A 17,615-nucleotide genomic window follows, 5' to 3' on the forward strand; every position below is an offset into this window, starting at 1 on the left:
ACCGTTAACCCGCTGGCGGGTGTCAATAATGCAGGCGTGGTGATCGACGCTGTGGATTGCTCTGTTTTCTGACGACCGTTTCACGATAAGCTATGTATAGCGGGTCGGTTTGATCAGGCATCCGTGATGCCATCTGCTGATCGCTGATGCCTTCACGCTTAAGAAGCGTCACCACGGTGAATAATGGTAGTTGCAGATCCTGACAGATTTTTTCGAGCATTGCCCCACTGTCGAAATATTGCCGAACAGTCACCTTAGTTGCGTACTGGCTGGTGTATTTCACCCTACGGAATCGGGGGTTCCAAGTTTCCGCCAGTTCCGTCACAAATGCAGGATCGAGACGGAGGAGTAAGGCGACTTTCCCAGGGCTGACACCATGCACAAGGAGGGTTTTTGCGGTTTTGACAATTGATTCGTCACGGCGGCGTTTTTTGAAAAGGCGCTTTAAATCTTGGTTTGGTTTTTCAACTGCGGTCAAATCACCGCTTACGTACTCACACAAGTATTCCTCCAGTATCAAAAAGGGATCTCCGGATCATCTTCATCGTAGTGAAATATATCCGGCCCGTTAACTTGTTGCTTTCCTGGCGCTGGTTCTGTTGCGGGTATATCATCAGGCCGCATAGTCTCTCCAGGCTCACCCATATTGGTTTTACCTGTTAGTTTCCACACAAGTTTGATCTCATCCTGCCAGGTTGTAGCGCCCTGTGATTGCGCCCAGCGTCGCGCCTCTGGAACCAAAGGCCCACGAGGGGTAAACGAGGTGGCGAGCCACGGTATCCCGACAACATTTTCCCCGGCTGGCTCACTCAGTGATGGATCATCACTACCGGATAAATCAACATCGACAGGAATATCCACAGCAGGTACACCGTCTGGCTTTCCAGCAGCAGGCGCGGCAGTCTCAGGGTTATCAGAAGCAGGTTGTTCGTGCTCTTGTTGCTGTACGCCATTTTCGCTCTCCTCGATTTTTGGCTGTGTTACTTTTTTCCTCGTGGCCATGGATTTAAAATTTTTATTCGCCCGTTCATGGTCCCACGCTGGAGCGCCTTTGTACTTTTTGTGGATCACCTCAAGCGCATCTGCAACATCATTGAAAAAATGGACAGTGTAAGCTTCACTATTCCCCCTCCATCCGGCAGTCTCAACAATTCCCAGTTTCTTCAACTCCGCCAGGGCTTTGCTGAATGTGTCGCGTGAAATATCCAGCGCCGCCGCCATTTGTCGCTGGTCTGTATAAAATTGCTGTCCACGACTTGAGAATCCAATATACTGATTCCTCATGTATTGATAGGCGAGCTTCATCACAGGAGTTATTTTCACAACCTCGCCAGTGCTGCGAATCAAAATCCTGCTGGCACACAAGAAACGCATCTCAACAACGCCGTAAGCCTCATCTGGTGTAGGTTGAACTTTAGTTTTTTCTAATTCCGTCATTAATGTCTCCATTCATTGTCCCCAAGTCGGGTAAAGTTTCACCGTTATCAAAAAGATGAGCGGCGATTGCCAGCACTTCGCGTGCAAGGTTTGGAACAGTCGTTCCTCGGCGCTTCGCTTCTGCTAAAAGTCCGGCGTAAACGTGCTGTTGAATCTTCAAATTCATATCAATTGTCCTCCTCGTTTTAGGTACAAAAGAACTCCCGCCAGTGGTCGCCCAAAGGCGAACCGGCTCAGGTTTTGTTCAGTGTTGTTAGACTGCGGTTGCGGTCGGGAAGTCACCCGCACAGGCATAGCCGTAAGATTCCAGACGTTCCACACCATCAGTGGCGATCAGGAACAGGATCACTTGTTCCGGTGTCAGGTCCAAATTGAGTTTATCTCTATATAGCTCACGGTAGCCCTGTAACACTGGATTCAGGATTTGCGTTAAAGAATTACCCTCAGCATATTTATTGCTCAAAGGCTTGAGGATCGTTGTAACCGCCCGCGCCTGCTTTGCTTTCTTCCGCTCCTGCCTCAGGATATGTAGGCAGACGGCGATCTGCGGGTATCGGACATGGACAGCAGATGCCCCACCATTTCTACTAATAAAGGCCCATAGCGCTGATTTAGTATATTTGCCGAAAAGTATGAGGTCAGCGATCTGCTCGCCTGTCATGGTGGTCAGGTCAAGGCGTTGGGATTTTGGTTTGTTCATGTTGGGTTCTCCGTTCTGTTAAAAGAATTATTCGCGGAGGTCTTTTTGTACCCATTTTGTATTGCCGTCGGATTGACAGAGGGTGTCAGAAATACGGCAGATTTTTCGTTCGAGGATTCGCAGGCAATTTCTCGCCCTACCCAGTTATTTTATAGGATAAACATCGGAATAGCAAGCATTTCTTGCAAAAATTTTATAATACCTCAAAATAACCTTACCCCATCATGATTTCTTTGTCAATAGGGCTAAATCGCTCTGTATCGCGTTATGCGGGGACTTGTCGTTATAGCAGTACCATCGTATTACCCACACCATTTAAACGCTGTAGAGAGACGTTGAGGTGGACATTTAGTTAGCCCGTGCCGCCCCGGAGTGAACCGGACAGATGCAGAGCAGTCCTCTCCGCCGTGCTCCGATCCACATTTCCTGACGCGCCTTGCGGCTTGTCTCCCACACAAATCAGCGTGTAACGCTGTTGCCGTAGGCTGTTGGGTGTACCCGAGTCGCAGAGCGTAAGCGATGGGCAAACGAGGGTTAGAAGGTCACGAGGTGGCGTGGCTGTTTCACGTCAGCGAAGGTGAGCTTCTTACCACACAGATCCTGAAGTGGCGAAGCCATTCAGAGCAGAGCGATACAGAAGCATCACTCCTTTAACACCAACAATTGAACGCATGTTCAACCAGCCGTTGATCTTAATGTTTTAATGATCTTATTGGTTTTAATGCTGTTATTAGTATTGATCTTATTAGCGCCTGAAATTCCGACATGGTTTGGAACCTTTATGTCTGGAATTCCGGCATGGTTGGTTAAGAGTTTTTACTAATGGCTCGCCGTGCGACCAGAGGCATTATCATCTCCCTGCCCCGCTTTCATCTGAAGGTACCGACCATTCTCCGCGCTGGCTGGAGATTGGCAACCCCTTACTGGTTTTCTGTCAAAATTTGGTGGATGACCTCCAACCTTGGTTATCTTGTACACAAATGAACTTAAATACACCTTGAATACCCCATTAATCGCAGTTAATTATTCTATTTTGGTCACAATGCGTACAAATCAAGAGACTGTCTGTATGAGCGCTATGGTATGCGTTACAGAACAAAGCCGCGCCAGTGCTGGGTGCGTTAAATCTGTTGGTGGGTATAGGGCTAAGCATAATCACCTTTCTGAACCACCTTTTCACAGAAAATAAAAAAACATAAAAAAACCAAAACAGATGCCCTCTGGTGGTTATTGTATGCCTCTCAACGGGGCGCTGTGATAACGGTCTGTCAGTTTACATTGTGTGGGAGATGATGCACTGTAGCGCTTCTGGTGAAGCTTACGTGGCTACTGGTGGGACTGCTTGCGCTTGTGTGGATAAAGGTACGCATCTGTGACTGTCGGGACGGGAGAAGATCGCCAGGTGATGGCAGACCTTCAACCCGTTGTGATAACGTCGCTGTAGTGGCTTTCTATCTGCTTGCGAAAAGAAAAATGAGCTTTTATGGCGTTTGATGCGCTGGCAGAGTCAAAGGGCTGAAACCTGAAATTGTGTGTTGAACTGGCAAACTCAAACAAAATCATTGAACAAGATAACTATCCTCAAACCCTACCGAATGATTCCCTTCACTTTGTAAAATCGCTACTGATTACCTGCTTCGCGTCAACGTTCCGAAAAGCAATACCTGACCATTTCAGTCAAGTACGTACTACGTATCATATGTTAAATAGAGCAAAAATTGAGCATAAAAATTCTTGTAACAGCAATTTTTCTCATGAGTTGGTGAAGTTATGCGTAATGCAGGAAGCACATTGCGGGATGTGTCGGCGCTGCGATATTTGGTGAAGATTAATGCTTTTTGCGAAGGGTCTGGAGTGACGGCTTGGCGGTTATCCAACTGCGACGTGGACTGATTACTATCTTCAGCAACTGAGAAGAGTTCATGTGTTTTTCTCAAGGTTACTAGTAATATGACTCCGCATGTCCAAAATAATGTTGAAGAAATCAGCACTCGATCAAAATATCTATTTTTTTTAGGTATTATTGACATCCCCGCCAGGCCTTATAAGACGCGCATTTAGCCTTTCTTACCATCTCGCAGCCTCAATTTAACTTCAAAATCAACCCTTGTACACAACAGAATCATCTCTAAAATATCGACTATGTGGGGCTAACATTGATTTACCACCCCCACATGTAGTGCCATGCCTGATTTTTAGGCATGAAAAAACCGGATTCATTTTCACGAATCCGGCTTACAAAGCATGACCAATAGGAGTCGCCAAACTCGTATGAATCTTAGCCTTGCCTTCATTTCTGACGGCTTGATTGTGCCAGGCAAAGAGGATCATGTAAACCTTAAAATGAACGCTCATAAGGAGCATTACATGACTATTTGTAAACAGTCACATCGTTACAACACTCTTTTCATTAGCTTACCTCACGATCAAGGTGGTGAAGGTCGCCATAAATGTTGTGGATGCGCTTACGATCAGGGCTACAGTGCGGGTTTAGCCCGAACAGGCCAACCTTGGGTTGATTTATCTGCCTTACCTGATAGCCAAGCAGGAACCGTTCGTCATAAAAGCCCTCAGGCAGCATTTGCTGATGGCTATCGTAATGGTGTCCGTGATTCATACTGTAAAGCTGTTTGAAATCAAATAATGCATCTGGGGGCTTCGCCCCCTTTTTAAGAATATTTATTGAAAGTTTTAATATAGGGGTCAAAATGGATAGTGTAAAAGACTCAATTTCGCAAGCTATAAAAGAACGATTCACTAGCCCTTTATGGGGCTATATTATGCTTTCATGGCTCGGCTTTAACTGGCAGAATCTTGCATGGCTCTTCATGAGTCAGCAAGATGTTGAAAAAAGAATTGAACTTATTACATCACAAAGTTGGTTTTATAGTCATTATTTTCTTCTTCCCGTACTTGTTGGTGCGATATTGGCTGCATTATCGCCTTACTTTAAATTATTACTTTCAATAATACATAAAAAAGCAGAAAAAAAGTTGACCAATGTTGAACGTGATCGTTCACTTAATAATTTGCAGATTGAAATTGATATTATGGAAAAAACAGCGGAAAGAAATTTCGCCTCACGTCAAGCGGAAGCTAAAGAACAAAAACGACTTCTAGAAATAGAAGAAGAACAGAAACAGTTACCTTTTAAAACTGAATCGCTTATGAAAGAGCATGAAATATTGAGCAAGAAAATAAAAACCCTTAGCGAAGAAATAAATGAAAATACAAATCGCAAAGATAAATTAAAATCTGAAATAGCGGTTCTCAAAAACAAAACAGAACAAATAATCAGTATTTTCAGAAAATACAACTCTCCCAGCAACCATGAAGAAATAAAACGTTTTGTAAATGAAATCTCATTAATTTTTAAAGAAATAGATAATAACAATCCTTATTCATCAAAATCTACTTCAGTTGAAGATGCTAAGATTGCATTAGAGAATATAACTAAAGCATCACTTGCAGGTTTAAGCCTTCAAAATCCGTTTTCTGAATTACAATATAAAAAAGCATATGAACAAATCAAACAATCGCTATCACCTCATCCAGATTTAGCAAAGTTAGCTGCAAGTTCTTTAGCGGCTTTCAGCAATCCTAACTTTAAAGAAATTGGGGAGCTAAGCCGACAGATTGCAGCACTTAAAGAACAATTTCCACAATTATCTTCACTATCTTCACAAACTTCAGAAGCGCTGAAAAACTTGACAAGTGATAACATAAATAATTTTGCGAAATACGCTCATCTCGTAAAACCCGAATACACTGATATTTACGGTCTTCTTGAAAAGGCCAAGAATGAAAATTCAATAAAAGAATACGATAGTATCGTAGAAAATCAATAAAATTTCATACATAAAAGGGGTGTATGCCCCTTTTATGGTAAGATAACAAGCAGAGCCGCTAGGCGAAAGCATCTTAATACCATTCCAGATTGTCAATCACATAACAAACAGTGGAAAGCGGGAACGTATGAAGATAACGCCTGGTGATTCCAGAGCCGCTCTTCTCATGACCAACCACCTGTTGCAAATGCGCCAGGTTGCCAACCCAACCAGCTAAACAGGTTGAAATCATGGTATGCCGGAAACTATGCACTAATCTGCGCTGCCCATAATCATCAAGGTACGGAATACCAAGCTGATCACGGACATCAGCCAAGACTTTGCCGATTTTTGGCATGTTCTTACCCGACACAGGCGAGAAAATTTTCTCTTTCCATTGGCGGTTAACAAAATCAAGGAAACCCCACTCGATCAGTCTGGGATGGATCACCACCTGCCTTATAGCGTTCTCGGTTTTCCCCTGTCCTCCTTCAGCGATCAGGAGATAGTGCCGCTGGCTATCTTCATCAAATTTGATCTGTGATTTCTCCAGCTTGGCGATCTCCCCTCTTCTTGCTCCCGTATACGCCAACAACAAGGTGATCCATTTCTGCCAGCCATCAGGCTGCTTGAGCGCCCACCCTACAAACTTTCTCATTTCTGCTGCACTGTAAGCTCCAAACCTCGCTTTCGACGGTGCGGCGACTACTCCATCAGTCGGAGACTTCTCCAGAATATCCTTGTTGTCAGTCAAAAAGGTTTTGAATAGCGATTTGTAAATCTTCAGATGCTTATGGATTGACTCAGCACCAACTAAATCTTCAGGCGGCACATCATCACACTCGATCAGTTGCTGAACGGTCATCGATCGGTAAGGCTGAACAACACGCTTAGGTAAGTTTTCAACAACTTCCATCACCTGCCTGATATCTTGTTTTGTAATGGTCGTTACATCTGTTGAGGCACCCAAGACAATCATCAGCACTTCCATAAAGCGCTCGTTGGCTTGTGTGATAGCCGTCGTCCAATTTTGGGCTTTTTCCTTTTTGTACATACTCCACGCGCCAGCCAGCGTTAAAACTTCCTTTTGTTCTTCAGGTTTTTCGGTGATGACTGGGGTAACCTCCTCCCGATATTCCTGCACAACCAGCGGCTGCGGTTTACGGAAGTCACCGTCAAGAAATTGTTGGGTTAACCAACTTTCATTCTGTTGCCTCAAGTGGTTGCCGTATTCTGAAAGGCGATTACCAAACTGAACCGGATCGATGGTTCCACGTTGAACCAAAGGAATGACTGGAGATGCAAAAGACATAAGCAACTGCGCCAGGGCGTGGCTGTCAGTCTCCAGCGACTTGCGGAAATATTTATTACCAGGCAGGCGAAACCGAACGTAATAAATCCCGTTGCGTGTGGTGGTGTGGCGTATGGTCCTGTGGCCCATTCTGAAAGCCTCATTGAGTAATGAACTAACAAAACAGGACGTTAAAACTAATAATTTCTTTTAATTTTCAATGGATAACTGCCAGACTACGCTGGCATTATCCAGATCAGGTGGTACGGGTATTTCTCAGCCCTTCGTGAAAAGGGGCACCCCGAGTCAACATACTTAGAAAACAATTATTTACACATCAATAATTTGTACTTTTTAGTGTAACCGGTGCCGTAGGCAGGGCGCAAGAATTTTCGATTTACCCCAGCCGTTATCACTGACTGGAATAGCTTAATCACGCAGTGGATCACCTGTCGCTGTAAATATTTTATAGTTAACTATCGCCATACTGAAAAACAAGTCTGTGATATTTTTGATAGATATTTAACAAATAATTAAAGAATATTCAAGAATCGTATTTCCAGGGGGGATACCATATCTAATTCATGTTATTTAAACATTCAGACATTTTTGTAATTACATTTTAAAAGTTAACTTTCAGGTTAAGTAAACGCCTCTTTCATTTGAAGGCACATTTATTACTTACTTTATTTATCATATCCAGCCACGTTAGCTATATGTGCTTTATGTGACATAGATCAACATCACCAAACACCTCTTAAGTGATAGTTCATTTTCGTTACTAAAAAAGTTACGGTTAAAGATATACCTGCGTGAGCACATGAACATAACCGGGTAATCACTGCTCAACGAAATGAGAGCCGATAACGCTAATATTTATTCCTTAATAAGTTAATGAGACTCCTTAAATGATATCTATTAATAAATCTGTTGTTGCTGTAATGACGTGTGGTGCTGTTATTGCTGGTTCAATAAACGTTGCGCATGCTTTCGATTTTGCAACCGATGTAAGCGGTTCTACTCAATGGGCGCAAAATATTCAGGGGCAAGTAGACGGTTTGTCCAGTGATGCCGCAACGCTGTACCAGGAAAGCGCTACTAATAATACCCGCATAACGGCACTTGAGAATGCACCTAAGCCGCAAGACGGTGCAAAAGGCGATAAAGGCGATAAAGGCGATAAAGGTGATACAGGCGCGACGACAACTATCACTAAGAAAGAAGTTGATACCGCAACTATTAGCAAGGTTAAGACGCTGTCAACTCAAGCCGCTACACAATCTGCTGACCTGAACGCCGCTAAGTCGTTCTTCAACACTCAGACGCAACACGCTAACGAGCGTATGAGCAACATTGAAGATCAGCAAAATAGCGATCGCAAAGAATATCGCGCGGGTATCGCTGGAGCAGCTTCTATCGCTGGCTTGCATTATGTAGATACTGATAACGCTGTGGCTATCGGTGCGGCTAATTTCAAAGATCAGCAAGGTTACGCATTAGGTTATCGTCATAAGTTCGCAGAGAATGTCGCTGCTACCCTTTCGACTTCTGGTACTTCTGACGGTGATGAAATCGTAGCCGCTTCTGCTTCTGTCGGCTGGTAAGCAACTCATAATAACCAGGATAAAAAGTAATCTTTGCTATGTTACCGTATAATCTCTGCTGCTTTTTCTTAAACTTCGCCTATAAAAAAAGCGGGTAATATTCGATGTAAAAAGTTCGGAAGGGTCTTATCCATAGCGATTCAGTCATCTGTTTTATTTGATGAACTGATTAAACAATCGGTATACATAATATTAATGTCAGCATTACTGGAATCTCTGACCATTATATTATTTATCAACAATTATGATCCGTATCAACATTGTCAACCCACACCTGACCAATAGTTTATGAATCAGGCAATCTGTATGTTGACATTAATGTTATGTTGATATCCAAATTAACTTTTACATTTTTATAAAGTAACGGTTTATACGCATTTGATAGCACAGTTTCGGAGACGCCTGATGTTAATTGCCTGAGCGTATTGAAATGAAGTTTTTCGTCCTCCAGCTCAGTTTGTATCTTTTGATGATACTGTGTGGATTTGTCGCCGGAGCCATGTATGCCCAGAATCTACATTTTTGCGTCTGGGGTTAAATTATGTTAGTTCCTTATCGCAGTCAGTCGTTTTAAATAAAGGTAATCGTATGAAAAAGTTAATGATGATTAGCATTGTCCCATTGGTGATGGCTTTAGCCGGTTGTTCCACCGCGGCAGAAAGAATGGCGAAATGTGAAAGTGAAGGCGTATCAAAAGATACCTGTTATGCCGTTGAGCAAAACAGACAAGCGAGCATGAATGCCGTGGCGGAAAAACAGGCGCTGGAAAACGCGGCGCAGTATGCACAAGCGGCGAAAGCAGAACATGTCGCTGACCCTTTGCGGATGACTGAATTTACCGGGCCTGGTGTGAAGGCCAGCATCAACAATGGCTTTACTCAGGGAACCATCAACAATAAAAAAGCAACGGTAAAGCGCTTCAACGAAAACTACTATGAACTGAGCGGCGCGGGTTATGTCGTCTCCATTTCATTGAATGCCGAAGGTGTGGAAAGTGCCTCGTACACAAAAGCGCATAGCCGCGTTAATGGCATTGTTCAGTTTGTTCAGAAATAATGGCTGAAAGCCCCCCGTCTGTCCGTGGGGCTACTGCCCGCACCTTTGCATCCAGGAAAGATAAACAGCATAAGAAGCCATCATCAAAAACGGAATTCTTCTATAGTGAGAGGTTAGCGGAGAGTGTAAGTTTACATTTTTTACGAAATTTCCGGGAATCTAACAAACCAGCGCTTGTCAGTTATCATGAAAGCCGGGAAAGATACACGGCTGATTTTGAGGATCCTAACAGTGGAGCGTAGAAGTATGAAGAATAGATTGGTGATGGGCGCGCTGCTACTCGCATCCAGCGCGGTCTGGGCCGCACCTGCCACAACCGTCGCCGCGAAAGGGATTGATCAGTATGAACTCAGCGGCTTCATTGCTGACTTCACTCACTTCAAACCTGGCGATACGGTGCCAGAGATGTATCGTACTGACGAGTACACCATCAAGCAGTGGAATTTGCGTAATTTACCTGCACCGGATACCGGTACACACTGGACCTATATGGGCGGCGCGTACGTGTTGATCAATGACGCTGACGGTAAAATTATTAAAGCCTACGATGGCGAGATTTTCTATCACCGCTGAAAGTCGCCCCCTCGCGATGAGGGGGAATTCAGACGCTTACTTTATCGTTAAGGTCACCCGAATAACCCCGGACAGTCAGTCAGATTTAAGAAAAACGCCCACGTTATCCAAATTAGTCATTCACCGCATTAATGTAAAACCAATGCGGTGAATAGCGATAAATAACGTCGTTCAGATTAAATCAGACGGCACGAAAGGCAATTTCACCGGGAATGACTTCACCCTGCCAGTAAAGCTGTGCGGCAACACGGTCCGCCAGTTCACGATAGATAGCCGTAAAATCACTGTCCGGACGGCTAACGACGGTCGGCGTACCGCGATCGAGATCTTCACGCAGACTGATATGCAGCGGCATTTGCCCCAATAACTGCGTGTGATACTGCTCCGCCAGCTTCTGCGCGCCGCCGGTACCAAATATCGGTTCATGATGACCACAGTTGCTGCAGATATGCATGCTCATGTTTTCGACGATCCCCAGAACCGGGACCTCGACTTTTTCAAACATGACAATGCCTTTTTTGGCGTCGATCAGCGCAATATCCTGCGGCGTGGTCACCACAACGGCGCCCGTTACCGGGATGTTTTGCGCCAGCGTCAACTGGATATCACCGGTGCCAGGCGGCATGTCCAGCACGAGATAATCCAGATCCGGCCACAGCGTCTCCTGTAACATCTGCATCAGCGCTTTGCTGGCCATCGGGCCCCGCCACACCATCGCGTTGTCATCGGTAACCAGATACCCGATAGAGTTTGTCGCCAGACCATGGGACACAATCGGTGCCATATGTGTGCCATCCGGCGAAGTTGGACGCTGGTTTTCCGCCCCCAGCATGGTTGGGATCGACGGACCATAAATGTCGGCATCCAGAATTCCGACTTTTGCCCCTTCCGCGGCTAAGGCCAGCGCGAGGTTCACTGCGGTTGACGATTTACCGACGCCGCCCTTACCGGAACTGACAGCGATAATATTCTTCACGCCATTCACGCCAGGCTGATTTTTTACCCGCTTCAGCGTGGCGATATTGTGCGAAAGCTTCCAGTCAATGGCCTTCGCGCCGGTGATGCGCAGCAGGTCAGCACTGCATTGCTCTTTTAACACTTCAAACGCGCTGTGCCAGACAAACGGCATGACCAGCTCAACGTGCAGCGTGTCATCCATCCAGGCGACGTGGTGCAACGCTTTCAGCGTCGTCAGATTATGCTTCAGGGTGGGGTGCTGGAAATTTGCCAGCGTCCCGGCGACCATCGCGCGCAGGGTCTCTGGTGATTTGGCCTGGGATTGTGCGTTCATCCCGACTCCTTTTTGTTGTTCTGAAAAATACAATTGTAGCGAGGTAGTGTACTCCAGCGGTAATGATTAATCATTTATGGTTTGATGCCCTTAATTCTCCCTTAAATCTTGGCGTACTTATTACCTTTCAGGTAACATCAAAACCCCCTTTCAATAGAGAAGAAGTAATACCCACTATGACTCAAGTCGCGAAGAAAATTCTGGTAACGTGCGCACTGCCGTACGCCAACGGCTCCATCCACCTCGGCCATATGCTGGAGCACATCCAGGCTGATGTCTGGGTCCGTTACCAGCGAATGCGCGGCCACGAAGTCAACTTCATCTGCGCCGACGACGCCCACGGCACGCCGATTATGCTGAAAGCCCAGCAGCTTGGCATCACCCCGGAGCAGATGATTGGTGAAATGAGTCAGGAACACCAGACGGATTTCGCCGGGTTCAACATCAGTTATGACAACTACCACTCCACGCACAGCGATGAGAACCGGGAACTGTCTGAGCTGATCTACACGCGTCTGAAAGAGAACGGTTTTATTAAAAACCGCACTATCTCTCAGCTCTACGATCCGGAAAAAGGCATGTTCCTGCCGGACCGTTTTGTGAAAGGCACCTGCCCGAAATGTAAATCTCCGGACCAGTATGGTGATAACTGTGAAGTCTGCGGCGCGACCTATAGCCCGACAGAGCTGATCGAGCCGAAGTCCGTAGTCTCTGGCGCGACGCCGGTCATGCGTGACTCTGAACACTTCTTCTTTGACCTGCCGTCGTTTAGCGAAATGCTGCAGGCGTGGACCCGTAGCGGCGCGCTGCAGGAGCAGGTGGCGAACAAAATGCAGGAATGGTTTGAATCCGGCCTGCAACAGTGGGATATCTCCCGCGATGCCCCTTACTTTGGTTTTGAAATCCCGAATGCGCCGGGCAAATATTTCTATGTCTGGCTGGATGCGCCAATCGGCTACATGGGCTCGTTCAAAAACCTTTGCGACAAGCGCGGTGACACCGTAAGCTTCGACGAATACTGGAAGAAAGACTCAACTGCCGAACTGTATCATTTCATCGGTAAAGACATCGTCTACTTCCACAGCCTGTTCTGGCCGGCGATGCTGGAAGGCAGCAACTTCCGTAAACCGACAAACCTGTTTGTACATGGCTATGTTACGGTCAACGGCGCGAAGATGTCTAAATCCCGCGGCACCTTTATTAAGGCCAGTACCTGGCTGAACCACTTTGACGCCGACAGCCTGCGTTACTACTACACCGCGAAGCTCTCTTCGCGCATTGATGACATCGACCTGAATCTGGAAGATTTCGTTCAGCGCGTGAACGCCGATATCGTCAACAAAGTGGTCAACCTGGCATCCCGTAACGCCGGCTTTATCAATAAGCGTTTTGATGGCGTGCTGGCAGCGGAACTGGCCGATCCGGCGTTATATAAAACCTTTACCGACGCGGCAACGGTGATTGGTGAAGCGTGGGAAAGCCGTGAGTTCGGCAAGGCCATTCGCGAAATCATGGCGCTGGCGGATGTCGCAAACCGCTATGTTGACGAACAGGCTCCGTGGGTTGTGGCGAAACAGGAAGGCCGCGACGCCGATCTGCAGGCCATCTGCTCAATGGGCATCAACCTGTTCCGCGTGCTGATGACGTACCTGAAGCCGGTGTTGCCGACGCTGAGCGAACGCGTAGAAGCGTTCCTCAATACGGAGCTGAACTGGAATGCCATTGCGCAACCGCTGCTCGGCCATAAGGTGAACACCTTCAAAGCGCTGTATAACCGTATCGATATGAAACAGGTAGAAGCGCTGGTTGAAGCGTCGAAAGAAGAGGTTAAAGCGATGTCTGCGCCGGTGACCGGCCCGCTGGCTGACTTCCCGATTCAGGACACCATCACCTTTGATGATTTCGCGAAAGTGGATCTGCGCGTGGCGTTGATTGAAAACGCCGAGTTCGTTGAGGGTTCCGATAAACTGCTGCGCCTGACGCTGGATCTGGGCGGTGAGAAGCGTAACGTCTTCTCCGGCATTCGCTCTGCCTATCCGGACCCGCAGGTGCTGATTGGTCGTCATACGATCATGGTGGCAAACCTGGCGCCGCGTAAAATGCGCTTCGGCATCTCGGAAGGGATGGTGATGGCCGCGGGGCCTGGCGGGAAAGATATCTTCCTGTTAACCCCGGATGAAGGCGCAAAGCCTGGGCATCAGGTGAAATAATTCCTCTCTCAAGCGCCGCTCTCGCGGCGCTTTTTACGTGACACGTGCATATGACGTTTGATTGCGTAGTTTCAGACTTTTCCCCGTTATTTTCAGACAGTTCCCTTAGCCCGATTTCCCCGTCCTGCTTCATTTCTGGTATACATACCCTGCAAGGTTTATTTTTGAGCACCCGACGTTTCATAAAATGGAGTTTTACATGAAAGTATTAAATACGTTTTTTTCGGTCGCTTTTGCGTCAGTTCTCGTTTTCTCTCTGGCAGGATGTGGCGACAAGGAAGAAAGCAAAACATTCAAAGCGGACGTCAATGGCACTGAGATCGTGATGACCTATACCTACAAGGGTGACAAAGTTATTAAGCAGACCTCAGAGAACAAAATCAACTATGCTTCTGTCGGGGTAAAAACCAAAGAAGATGCGGCGAAAATCCTGGGTCCGATCAGCGAAAAATATCAAAACATTCCCGGCGTGGAAGAAAAGTTGACCTATAAGGATGACTACGCAGAAGAAACCGTTTCTGTTGACATGGAAAAAGTTGACTTTAAAAAGCTGCAGGGCGTGTTGGGCACGCAATTCTCGGGTGACCCAGGCAAAGGTATCAGTATGAAGCAGAGTCAGAAAATGCTGGAAGCCTCTGGCTTTAAAGAAGTGAAATAATCACACGACGACCAGGGAGCATACCTGGTCGTCGCTTTTTTTAGGCTTTATTGCCGTGCAAACGTACCGTCAGGCCACGCAAGAAATAGCGCAAAAACTGATCGCCGCATTCGCGGTAATTTTTATGATCCGGCGCACGCATCATCGCAGTGATTTCCGGCATTGAAACGCGAACGTTTTGTTGGGTCATGATCGCCTGAATATCATCCGTTTTCAGCGAAAAGGCGATACGCAGCTTTTTCAGCACCGTATTGTTGTTCACCCGACGCTCAAGCGCCAGCTCTGGCGCTGAATCATCTTTACCGCGCTTATCATAGATAAGACCATTCAAAAATCCGGAAAGGATAATATCCGGGCAACGGACAAACCCCTCTTCATCTTCTTTGGTCACCCAGGTGTCGAAATTCGCGGAGGTGGATTCCATCTCGGCCAGCGCAAGAATACGCACCATGTCGTTATTATTCACTTTCAGGGTGTAGCGCAGGCTACGAAGAATATCGTTACTAAGCATAGAGCCTTCAACTGTCGATGATGCAATGGCGCGCAGTGTACCAGTTTTACAGGCCAATCGCCTCTTTCAAACTTTTCAGGTAGCGGCGACTGACCGGAACGGTGAGTCCGTTACGTAGAATCAACTCCGCCTGACCGTTATCTTCCAGACGAATTTCCTGTAAATGCGCCATGTTAACCAGATACTGCCGATGGCAGCGCAGCAGCGGTGTGCGACTTTCCAGTGTTCTGAGCGTCAGTTCCGTAAAGCCTTCTTTGCCTTCGCTACTGGTCACGTAAACGCCGCTCAGGCGGCTGCTGACAAAGGCGACATCGTCCATTTGCAACAGATAGATCCGGCTATGGCCGCTACAGGGGATAAACTTCAGCGACTGCTGGTTTTCCGGCAGCACCGACACGTCCTGTTTGCTGCGCTCCTGGCGCAGACGGCTAAGGGTTTTCTCCAGCCGCGCCTCTTCTATCGGTTTCAGCAGATAATCAAAGGCGTGCTCTTCAAAGGCCTTAATGGCGTACTCGTCAAAAGCGGTCAGGAAGACAATATACGGACGATGCTCCGGGTCAAGCATGCCGACCATTTCCAGCCCACTTATACGCGGCATTTGAATATCCAGAAACAGCACATCCGGGTGCAATCTGTGCACTGCGCCAATCGCTTCCACGGCATTGGCACACTCGCCCACAATTTCAATATCGCTTTGTTCCTGCAACAGGATCCGCAGATTTTCCCGCGCTAACGGCTCATCATCCACAATCAGCACTTTAATCATGCGTTCTCCTCCAGGGGCAATCGTAGGGTTATTCGGGTAAAGCAATCCGGTTCGCAGTCCACGCTGATGCCATAGTCATCGCCAAACCGTTCGCGCAGGCGCTTATCCACCAGATTCATGCCCAGACCGCTGGCATTGGTGGTGGGTTGGTACAACCCGGCGTTATCTTCAATATCCAGCATCAGGTACTGCCCTTCCTGACGAGCGGTGATGGACACCTCGCCCGTTCCCAGCAGTTGCGACGTCCCGTGTTTAATGGCATTTTCGACGATGGGTTGCAGGGTGAAGGCCGGTAACTGCTGGTGGGCCAGCGCGTCCGGTACGTTTAAACTCACCTGCAGCCGTGACTGGAAACGTGCTTTCTCAATTTGCAGATAGGCATTGACGTGCTCAATTTCGTCAGCCAGCGTGACGACCTCCGACGGGCGCTTTAAGTTCTTACGAAAGAAAGTGGAAAGATCCTGCACCAGTTGGCCCGCCTGTTCACTGTCCCGACGCACCACCGCTTTAATAGTGTTGAGCGCATTAAACAAAAAATGCGGGTTAACCTGCGCGTGCAGCAGCTTGATTTCTGACTGCGTCAGCATCGCTTTCTGACGTTCATATTGTCCGGCGAGGATCTGCGCTGAGAGTAGCTGCGCAATCCCCTCACCCAGCGTTCGGTTAATGGAACTGAACAGCCGGTTTTTCGCTTCATACAGCTTGATGGTGCCCATCACCCGTTGGTTTTCACCGCGCAAGGGAATGACCAGCGTCGAGCCGAGTTTGCACTGTGGGTGCAGTGAACAGCGGTATGGCACTTCGTTGCCGTCAGCATAAACCACCTCACCCGTCTCGATGGCGCGCAGCGTGTAACCGGAGGAGATCGGCCTGCCCGGCAGATGATGATCGTCGCCAATCCCGGTAAAGGCTAACAGCTTCTCACGATCGGTAATGGCCACCGCGCCAATATCAAGTTCTTTATACAGCACCTGCGCCACCTTCATGCTGTTCACTTCGTTGAATCCCTGGCGCAGGATCCCCTCGGTAGAGGCCGCCACTTTTAGCGCAGTGGCGGAAAAGGCGGAGGTGTATTTTTCAAACATGGCTCGCTTGTCGAGCAAAATGCGCATAAACAGCGCCGCGCCCACGGTATTAGTGACCATCATGGGGGCGGCAATATTACTGACCAGCCGGTAAGCATCGTCAAACGGTCTGGCAATCAGCAAAATGATCAGCATCTGGACCATTTCGGCGACAAACGTGATCGCCCCTGCCGTCAGCGGATTAAAGACTTTATCGGTACGTCCGCGTCGCGTCAGCACGCTGTGCACCAGCCCGCCCAGTAGCCCTTCGACGATAGTGGAGATCATGCAACTGAGCGCCGTCATTCCCCCCATCGAATAGCGGTGCAGCCCGCCCGTTAAGCCGACCAGTCCACCGACAACCGGCCCGCCGAGCAGACCGCCCATCACTGCGCCAATTGCACGGGTGTTAGCAATGGAATCGTCTATATGCAGACCAAAATAGGTGCCGAGGATACAGAAAATAGAGAAGGTGACGTAGCACAGTAACTTATGCGGTAAGCGAACGGTAACCTGCATCAACGGTATGAATAAACGCGTTTTACTCATCAGCCATGCGATAACCAGGAACACACACATCTGCTGAAGCAGCAGCAACACCAGATTAAACTCGTACATACCCGCAAA

At 47.5% G+C, this 17,615-nt stretch carries 16 protein-coding genes and 1 riboswitch; of the genes, 7 read left to right on the forward strand and 9 right to left on the reverse strand.

Features of this window, described 5'->3' with window-relative positions:
- Positions 1-22 precede the first annotated feature (22 nt).
- The 4 genes from QNN88_RS03350 to QNN88_RS03365 form a co-directional block, all read right to left on the reverse strand.
- Positions 23-520: a hypothetical protein gene (locus QNN88_RS03350; protein WP_414238949.1), complete on the reverse strand. Its 498-nt coding sequence runs from the start codon at positions 518-520 to the stop codon at positions 23-25.
- Positions 517-1,437, reverse strand: a complete 921-nt coding sequence (locus QNN88_RS03355) for a helix-turn-helix domain-containing protein (RefSeq protein ID WP_414238950.1) — start codon at positions 1,435-1,437, stop codon at positions 517-519. The genes QNN88_RS03350 and QNN88_RS03355 overlap by 4 nt, the downstream gene beginning before the upstream one ends.
- Positions 1,415-1,603, reverse strand: coding sequence for a hypothetical protein (locus tag QNN88_RS03360; protein WP_414238951.1), 189 nt, complete (start codon positions 1,601-1,603; stop codon positions 1,415-1,417). The genes QNN88_RS03355 and QNN88_RS03360 overlap by 23 nt, the downstream gene beginning before the upstream one ends.
- Before the next feature lie 87 nt (positions 1,604-1,690).
- Positions 1,691-2,137, reverse strand: coding sequence for a hypothetical protein (locus QNN88_RS03365; protein ID WP_414238952.1), 447 nt, complete (start codon positions 2,135-2,137; stop codon positions 1,691-1,693).
- Between the two features lie 2,271 nt (positions 2,138-4,408).
- Between QNN88_RS03365 and QNN88_RS03370 the strand changes: the two genes are divergently transcribed.
- Together QNN88_RS03370 and QNN88_RS03375 are read left to right on the forward strand one after the other, a co-directional pair.
- Complete coding sequence (locus QNN88_RS03370; RefSeq protein WP_414238953.1) at positions 4,409-4,771, forward strand: hypothetical protein; 363 nt, start codon at positions 4,409-4,411, stop codon at positions 4,769-4,771.
- 74 nt (positions 4,772-4,845) lie between these two features.
- Complete coding sequence (locus QNN88_RS03375; protein WP_414238954.1) at positions 4,846-5,985, forward strand: hypothetical protein; 1,140 nt, start codon at positions 4,846-4,848, stop codon at positions 5,983-5,985.
- 73 nt (positions 5,986-6,058) lie between these two features.
- Here the strand turns inward: QNN88_RS03375 and QNN88_RS03380 are convergent, their stop codons facing one another.
- Positions 6,059-7,405 carry an integrase gene (locus QNN88_RS03380; RefSeq protein ID WP_414238955.1) on the reverse strand — a complete coding sequence of 449 codons (1,347 nt, stop codon included), beginning with the start codon at positions 7,403-7,405 and terminating at the stop codon, positions 6,059-6,061.
- 63 nt (positions 7,406-7,468) lie between these two features.
- Positions 7,469-7,569, reverse strand: a riboswitch (TPP riboswitch).
- A 594-nt stretch (positions 7,570-8,163) separates the two neighbouring features.
- Here QNN88_RS03380 and QNN88_RS03385 point away from each other — a divergent pair.
- From QNN88_RS03385 to QNN88_RS03395, 3 genes are all read left to right on the forward strand, one after another.
- Positions 8,164-8,859: a YadA-like family protein gene (locus QNN88_RS03385; protein ID WP_414238956.1), complete on the forward strand. Its 696-nt coding sequence runs from the start codon at positions 8,164-8,166 to the stop codon at positions 8,857-8,859.
- Positions 8,860-9,447: 588 nt separating this feature from the next.
- Positions 9,448-9,915, forward strand: a complete 468-nt coding sequence (locus QNN88_RS03390) for a hypothetical protein (protein WP_414238957.1) — start codon at positions 9,448-9,450, stop codon at positions 9,913-9,915.
- Positions 9,916-10,161: 246 nt separating this feature from the next.
- Positions 10,162-10,488: an RcnB family protein gene (locus tag QNN88_RS03395; protein ID WP_414238958.1), complete on the forward strand. Its 327-nt coding sequence runs from the start codon at positions 10,162-10,164 to the stop codon at positions 10,486-10,488.
- A 181-nt stretch (positions 10,489-10,669) separates the two neighbouring features.
- Here QNN88_RS03395 and apbC read toward each other — a convergent pair whose 3' ends face one another.
- Positions 10,670-11,779, reverse strand: a complete 1,110-nt coding sequence (gene apbC / locus QNN88_RS03400) for an iron-sulfur cluster carrier protein ApbC (protein ID WP_196010361.1) — start codon at positions 11,777-11,779, stop codon at positions 10,670-10,672.
- Between the two features lie 176 nt (positions 11,780-11,955).
- Here apbC and metG point away from each other — a divergent pair, with 176 nt between their 5' ends.
- Together metG and QNN88_RS03410 are read left to right on the forward strand one after the other, a co-directional pair.
- Positions 11,956-13,989, forward strand: a complete 2,034-nt coding sequence (gene metG, locus QNN88_RS03405) for a methionine--tRNA ligase (RefSeq protein ID WP_414238959.1) — start codon at positions 11,956-11,958, stop codon at positions 13,987-13,989.
- Between the two features lie 199 nt (positions 13,990-14,188).
- On the forward strand, positions 14,189-14,647 hold the full coding sequence (locus tag QNN88_RS03410) for a YehR family lipoprotein (protein ID WP_414238960.1): 459 nt from the start codon (positions 14,189-14,191) through the stop codon (positions 14,645-14,647).
- A gap of 40 nt (positions 14,648-14,687) precedes the next feature.
- Here the strand turns inward: QNN88_RS03410 and QNN88_RS03415 are convergent, their stop codons facing one another.
- The 3 genes from QNN88_RS03415 to QNN88_RS03425 are packed head-to-tail and all read right to left on the reverse strand — an operon-like array spanning position 14,688 to position 17,606.
- Positions 14,688-15,158 (reverse strand): DUF1456 family protein, encoded by a 471-nt coding sequence (locus QNN88_RS03415; protein ID WP_196010364.1) that lies wholly within the window; start codon positions 15,156-15,158, stop codon positions 14,688-14,690.
- Positions 15,159-15,204: 46 nt separating this feature from the next.
- Positions 15,205-15,924 (reverse strand): two-component system response regulator BtsR, encoded by a 720-nt coding sequence (btsR, locus tag QNN88_RS03420; protein WP_196010365.1) that lies wholly within the window; start codon positions 15,922-15,924, stop codon positions 15,205-15,207.
- Positions 15,921-17,606, reverse strand: coding sequence for a sensor histidine kinase (locus QNN88_RS03425; protein ID WP_196010366.1), 1,686 nt, complete (start codon positions 17,604-17,606; stop codon positions 15,921-15,923). The genes btsR and QNN88_RS03425 overlap by 4 nt, the downstream gene beginning before the upstream one ends.
- Between the last annotated feature and the right edge of the window lie 9 nt (positions 17,607-17,615).

The organism is Citrobacter sp. ANG330 (assembly GCF_047467925.1).
Lineage (GTDB): Bacteria > Pseudomonadota > Gammaproteobacteria > Enterobacterales > Enterobacteriaceae > Citrobacter_A > Citrobacter_A amalonaticus_G.

Coding starts and splice junctions, on each gene's coding strand:
- QNN88_RS03355 (WP_414238950.1), bottom strand. CDS start 1,437: ATGACGGAATTAGAAAAAACTAAAGTTCAACCTACACCAGATGAGGCT.
- QNN88_RS03360 (WP_414238951.1), bottom strand. CDS start 1,603: ATGAATTTGAAGATTCAACAGCACGTTTACGCCGGACTTTTAGCAGAA.
- QNN88_RS03365 (WP_414238952.1), bottom strand. CDS start 2,137: ATGAACAAACCAAAATCCCAACGCCTTGACCTGACCACCATGACAGGC.
- QNN88_RS03370 (WP_414238953.1), top strand. CDS start 4,409: ATGAATCTTAGCCTTGCCTTCATTTCTGACGGCTTGATTGTGCCAGGC.
- QNN88_RS03375 (WP_414238954.1), top strand. CDS start 4,846: ATGGATAGTGTAAAAGACTCAATTTCGCAAGCTATAAAAGAACGATTC.
- QNN88_RS03380 (WP_414238955.1), bottom strand. CDS start 7,405: ATGGGCCACAGGACCATACGCCACACCACCACACGCAACGGGATTTAT.
- QNN88_RS03385 (WP_414238956.1), top strand. CDS start 8,164: ATGATATCTATTAATAAATCTGTTGTTGCTGTAATGACGTGTGGTGCT.
- QNN88_RS03390 (WP_414238957.1), top strand. CDS start 9,448: ATGAAAAAGTTAATGATGATTAGCATTGTCCCATTGGTGATGGCTTTA.
- QNN88_RS03395 (WP_414238958.1), top strand. CDS start 10,162: ATGAAGAATAGATTGGTGATGGGCGCGCTGCTACTCGCATCCAGCGCG.
- apbC (WP_196010361.1), bottom strand. CDS start 11,779: ATGAACGCACAATCCCAGGCCAAATCACCAGAGACCCTGCGCGCGATG.
- metG (WP_414238959.1), top strand. CDS start 11,956: ATGACTCAAGTCGCGAAGAAAATTCTGGTAACGTGCGCACTGCCGTAC.
- QNN88_RS03410 (WP_414238960.1), top strand. CDS start 14,189: ATGAAAGTATTAAATACGTTTTTTTCGGTCGCTTTTGCGTCAGTTCTC.
- QNN88_RS03415 (WP_196010364.1), bottom strand. CDS start 15,158: ATGCTTAGTAACGATATTCTTCGTAGCCTGCGCTACACCCTGAAAGTG.
- btsR (WP_196010365.1), bottom strand. CDS start 15,924: ATGATTAAAGTGCTGATTGTGGATGATGAGCCGTTAGCGCGGGAAAAT.
- QNN88_RS03425 (WP_196010366.1), bottom strand. CDS start 17,606: ATGTACGAGTTTAATCTGGTGTTGCTGCTGCTTCAGCAGATGTGTGTG.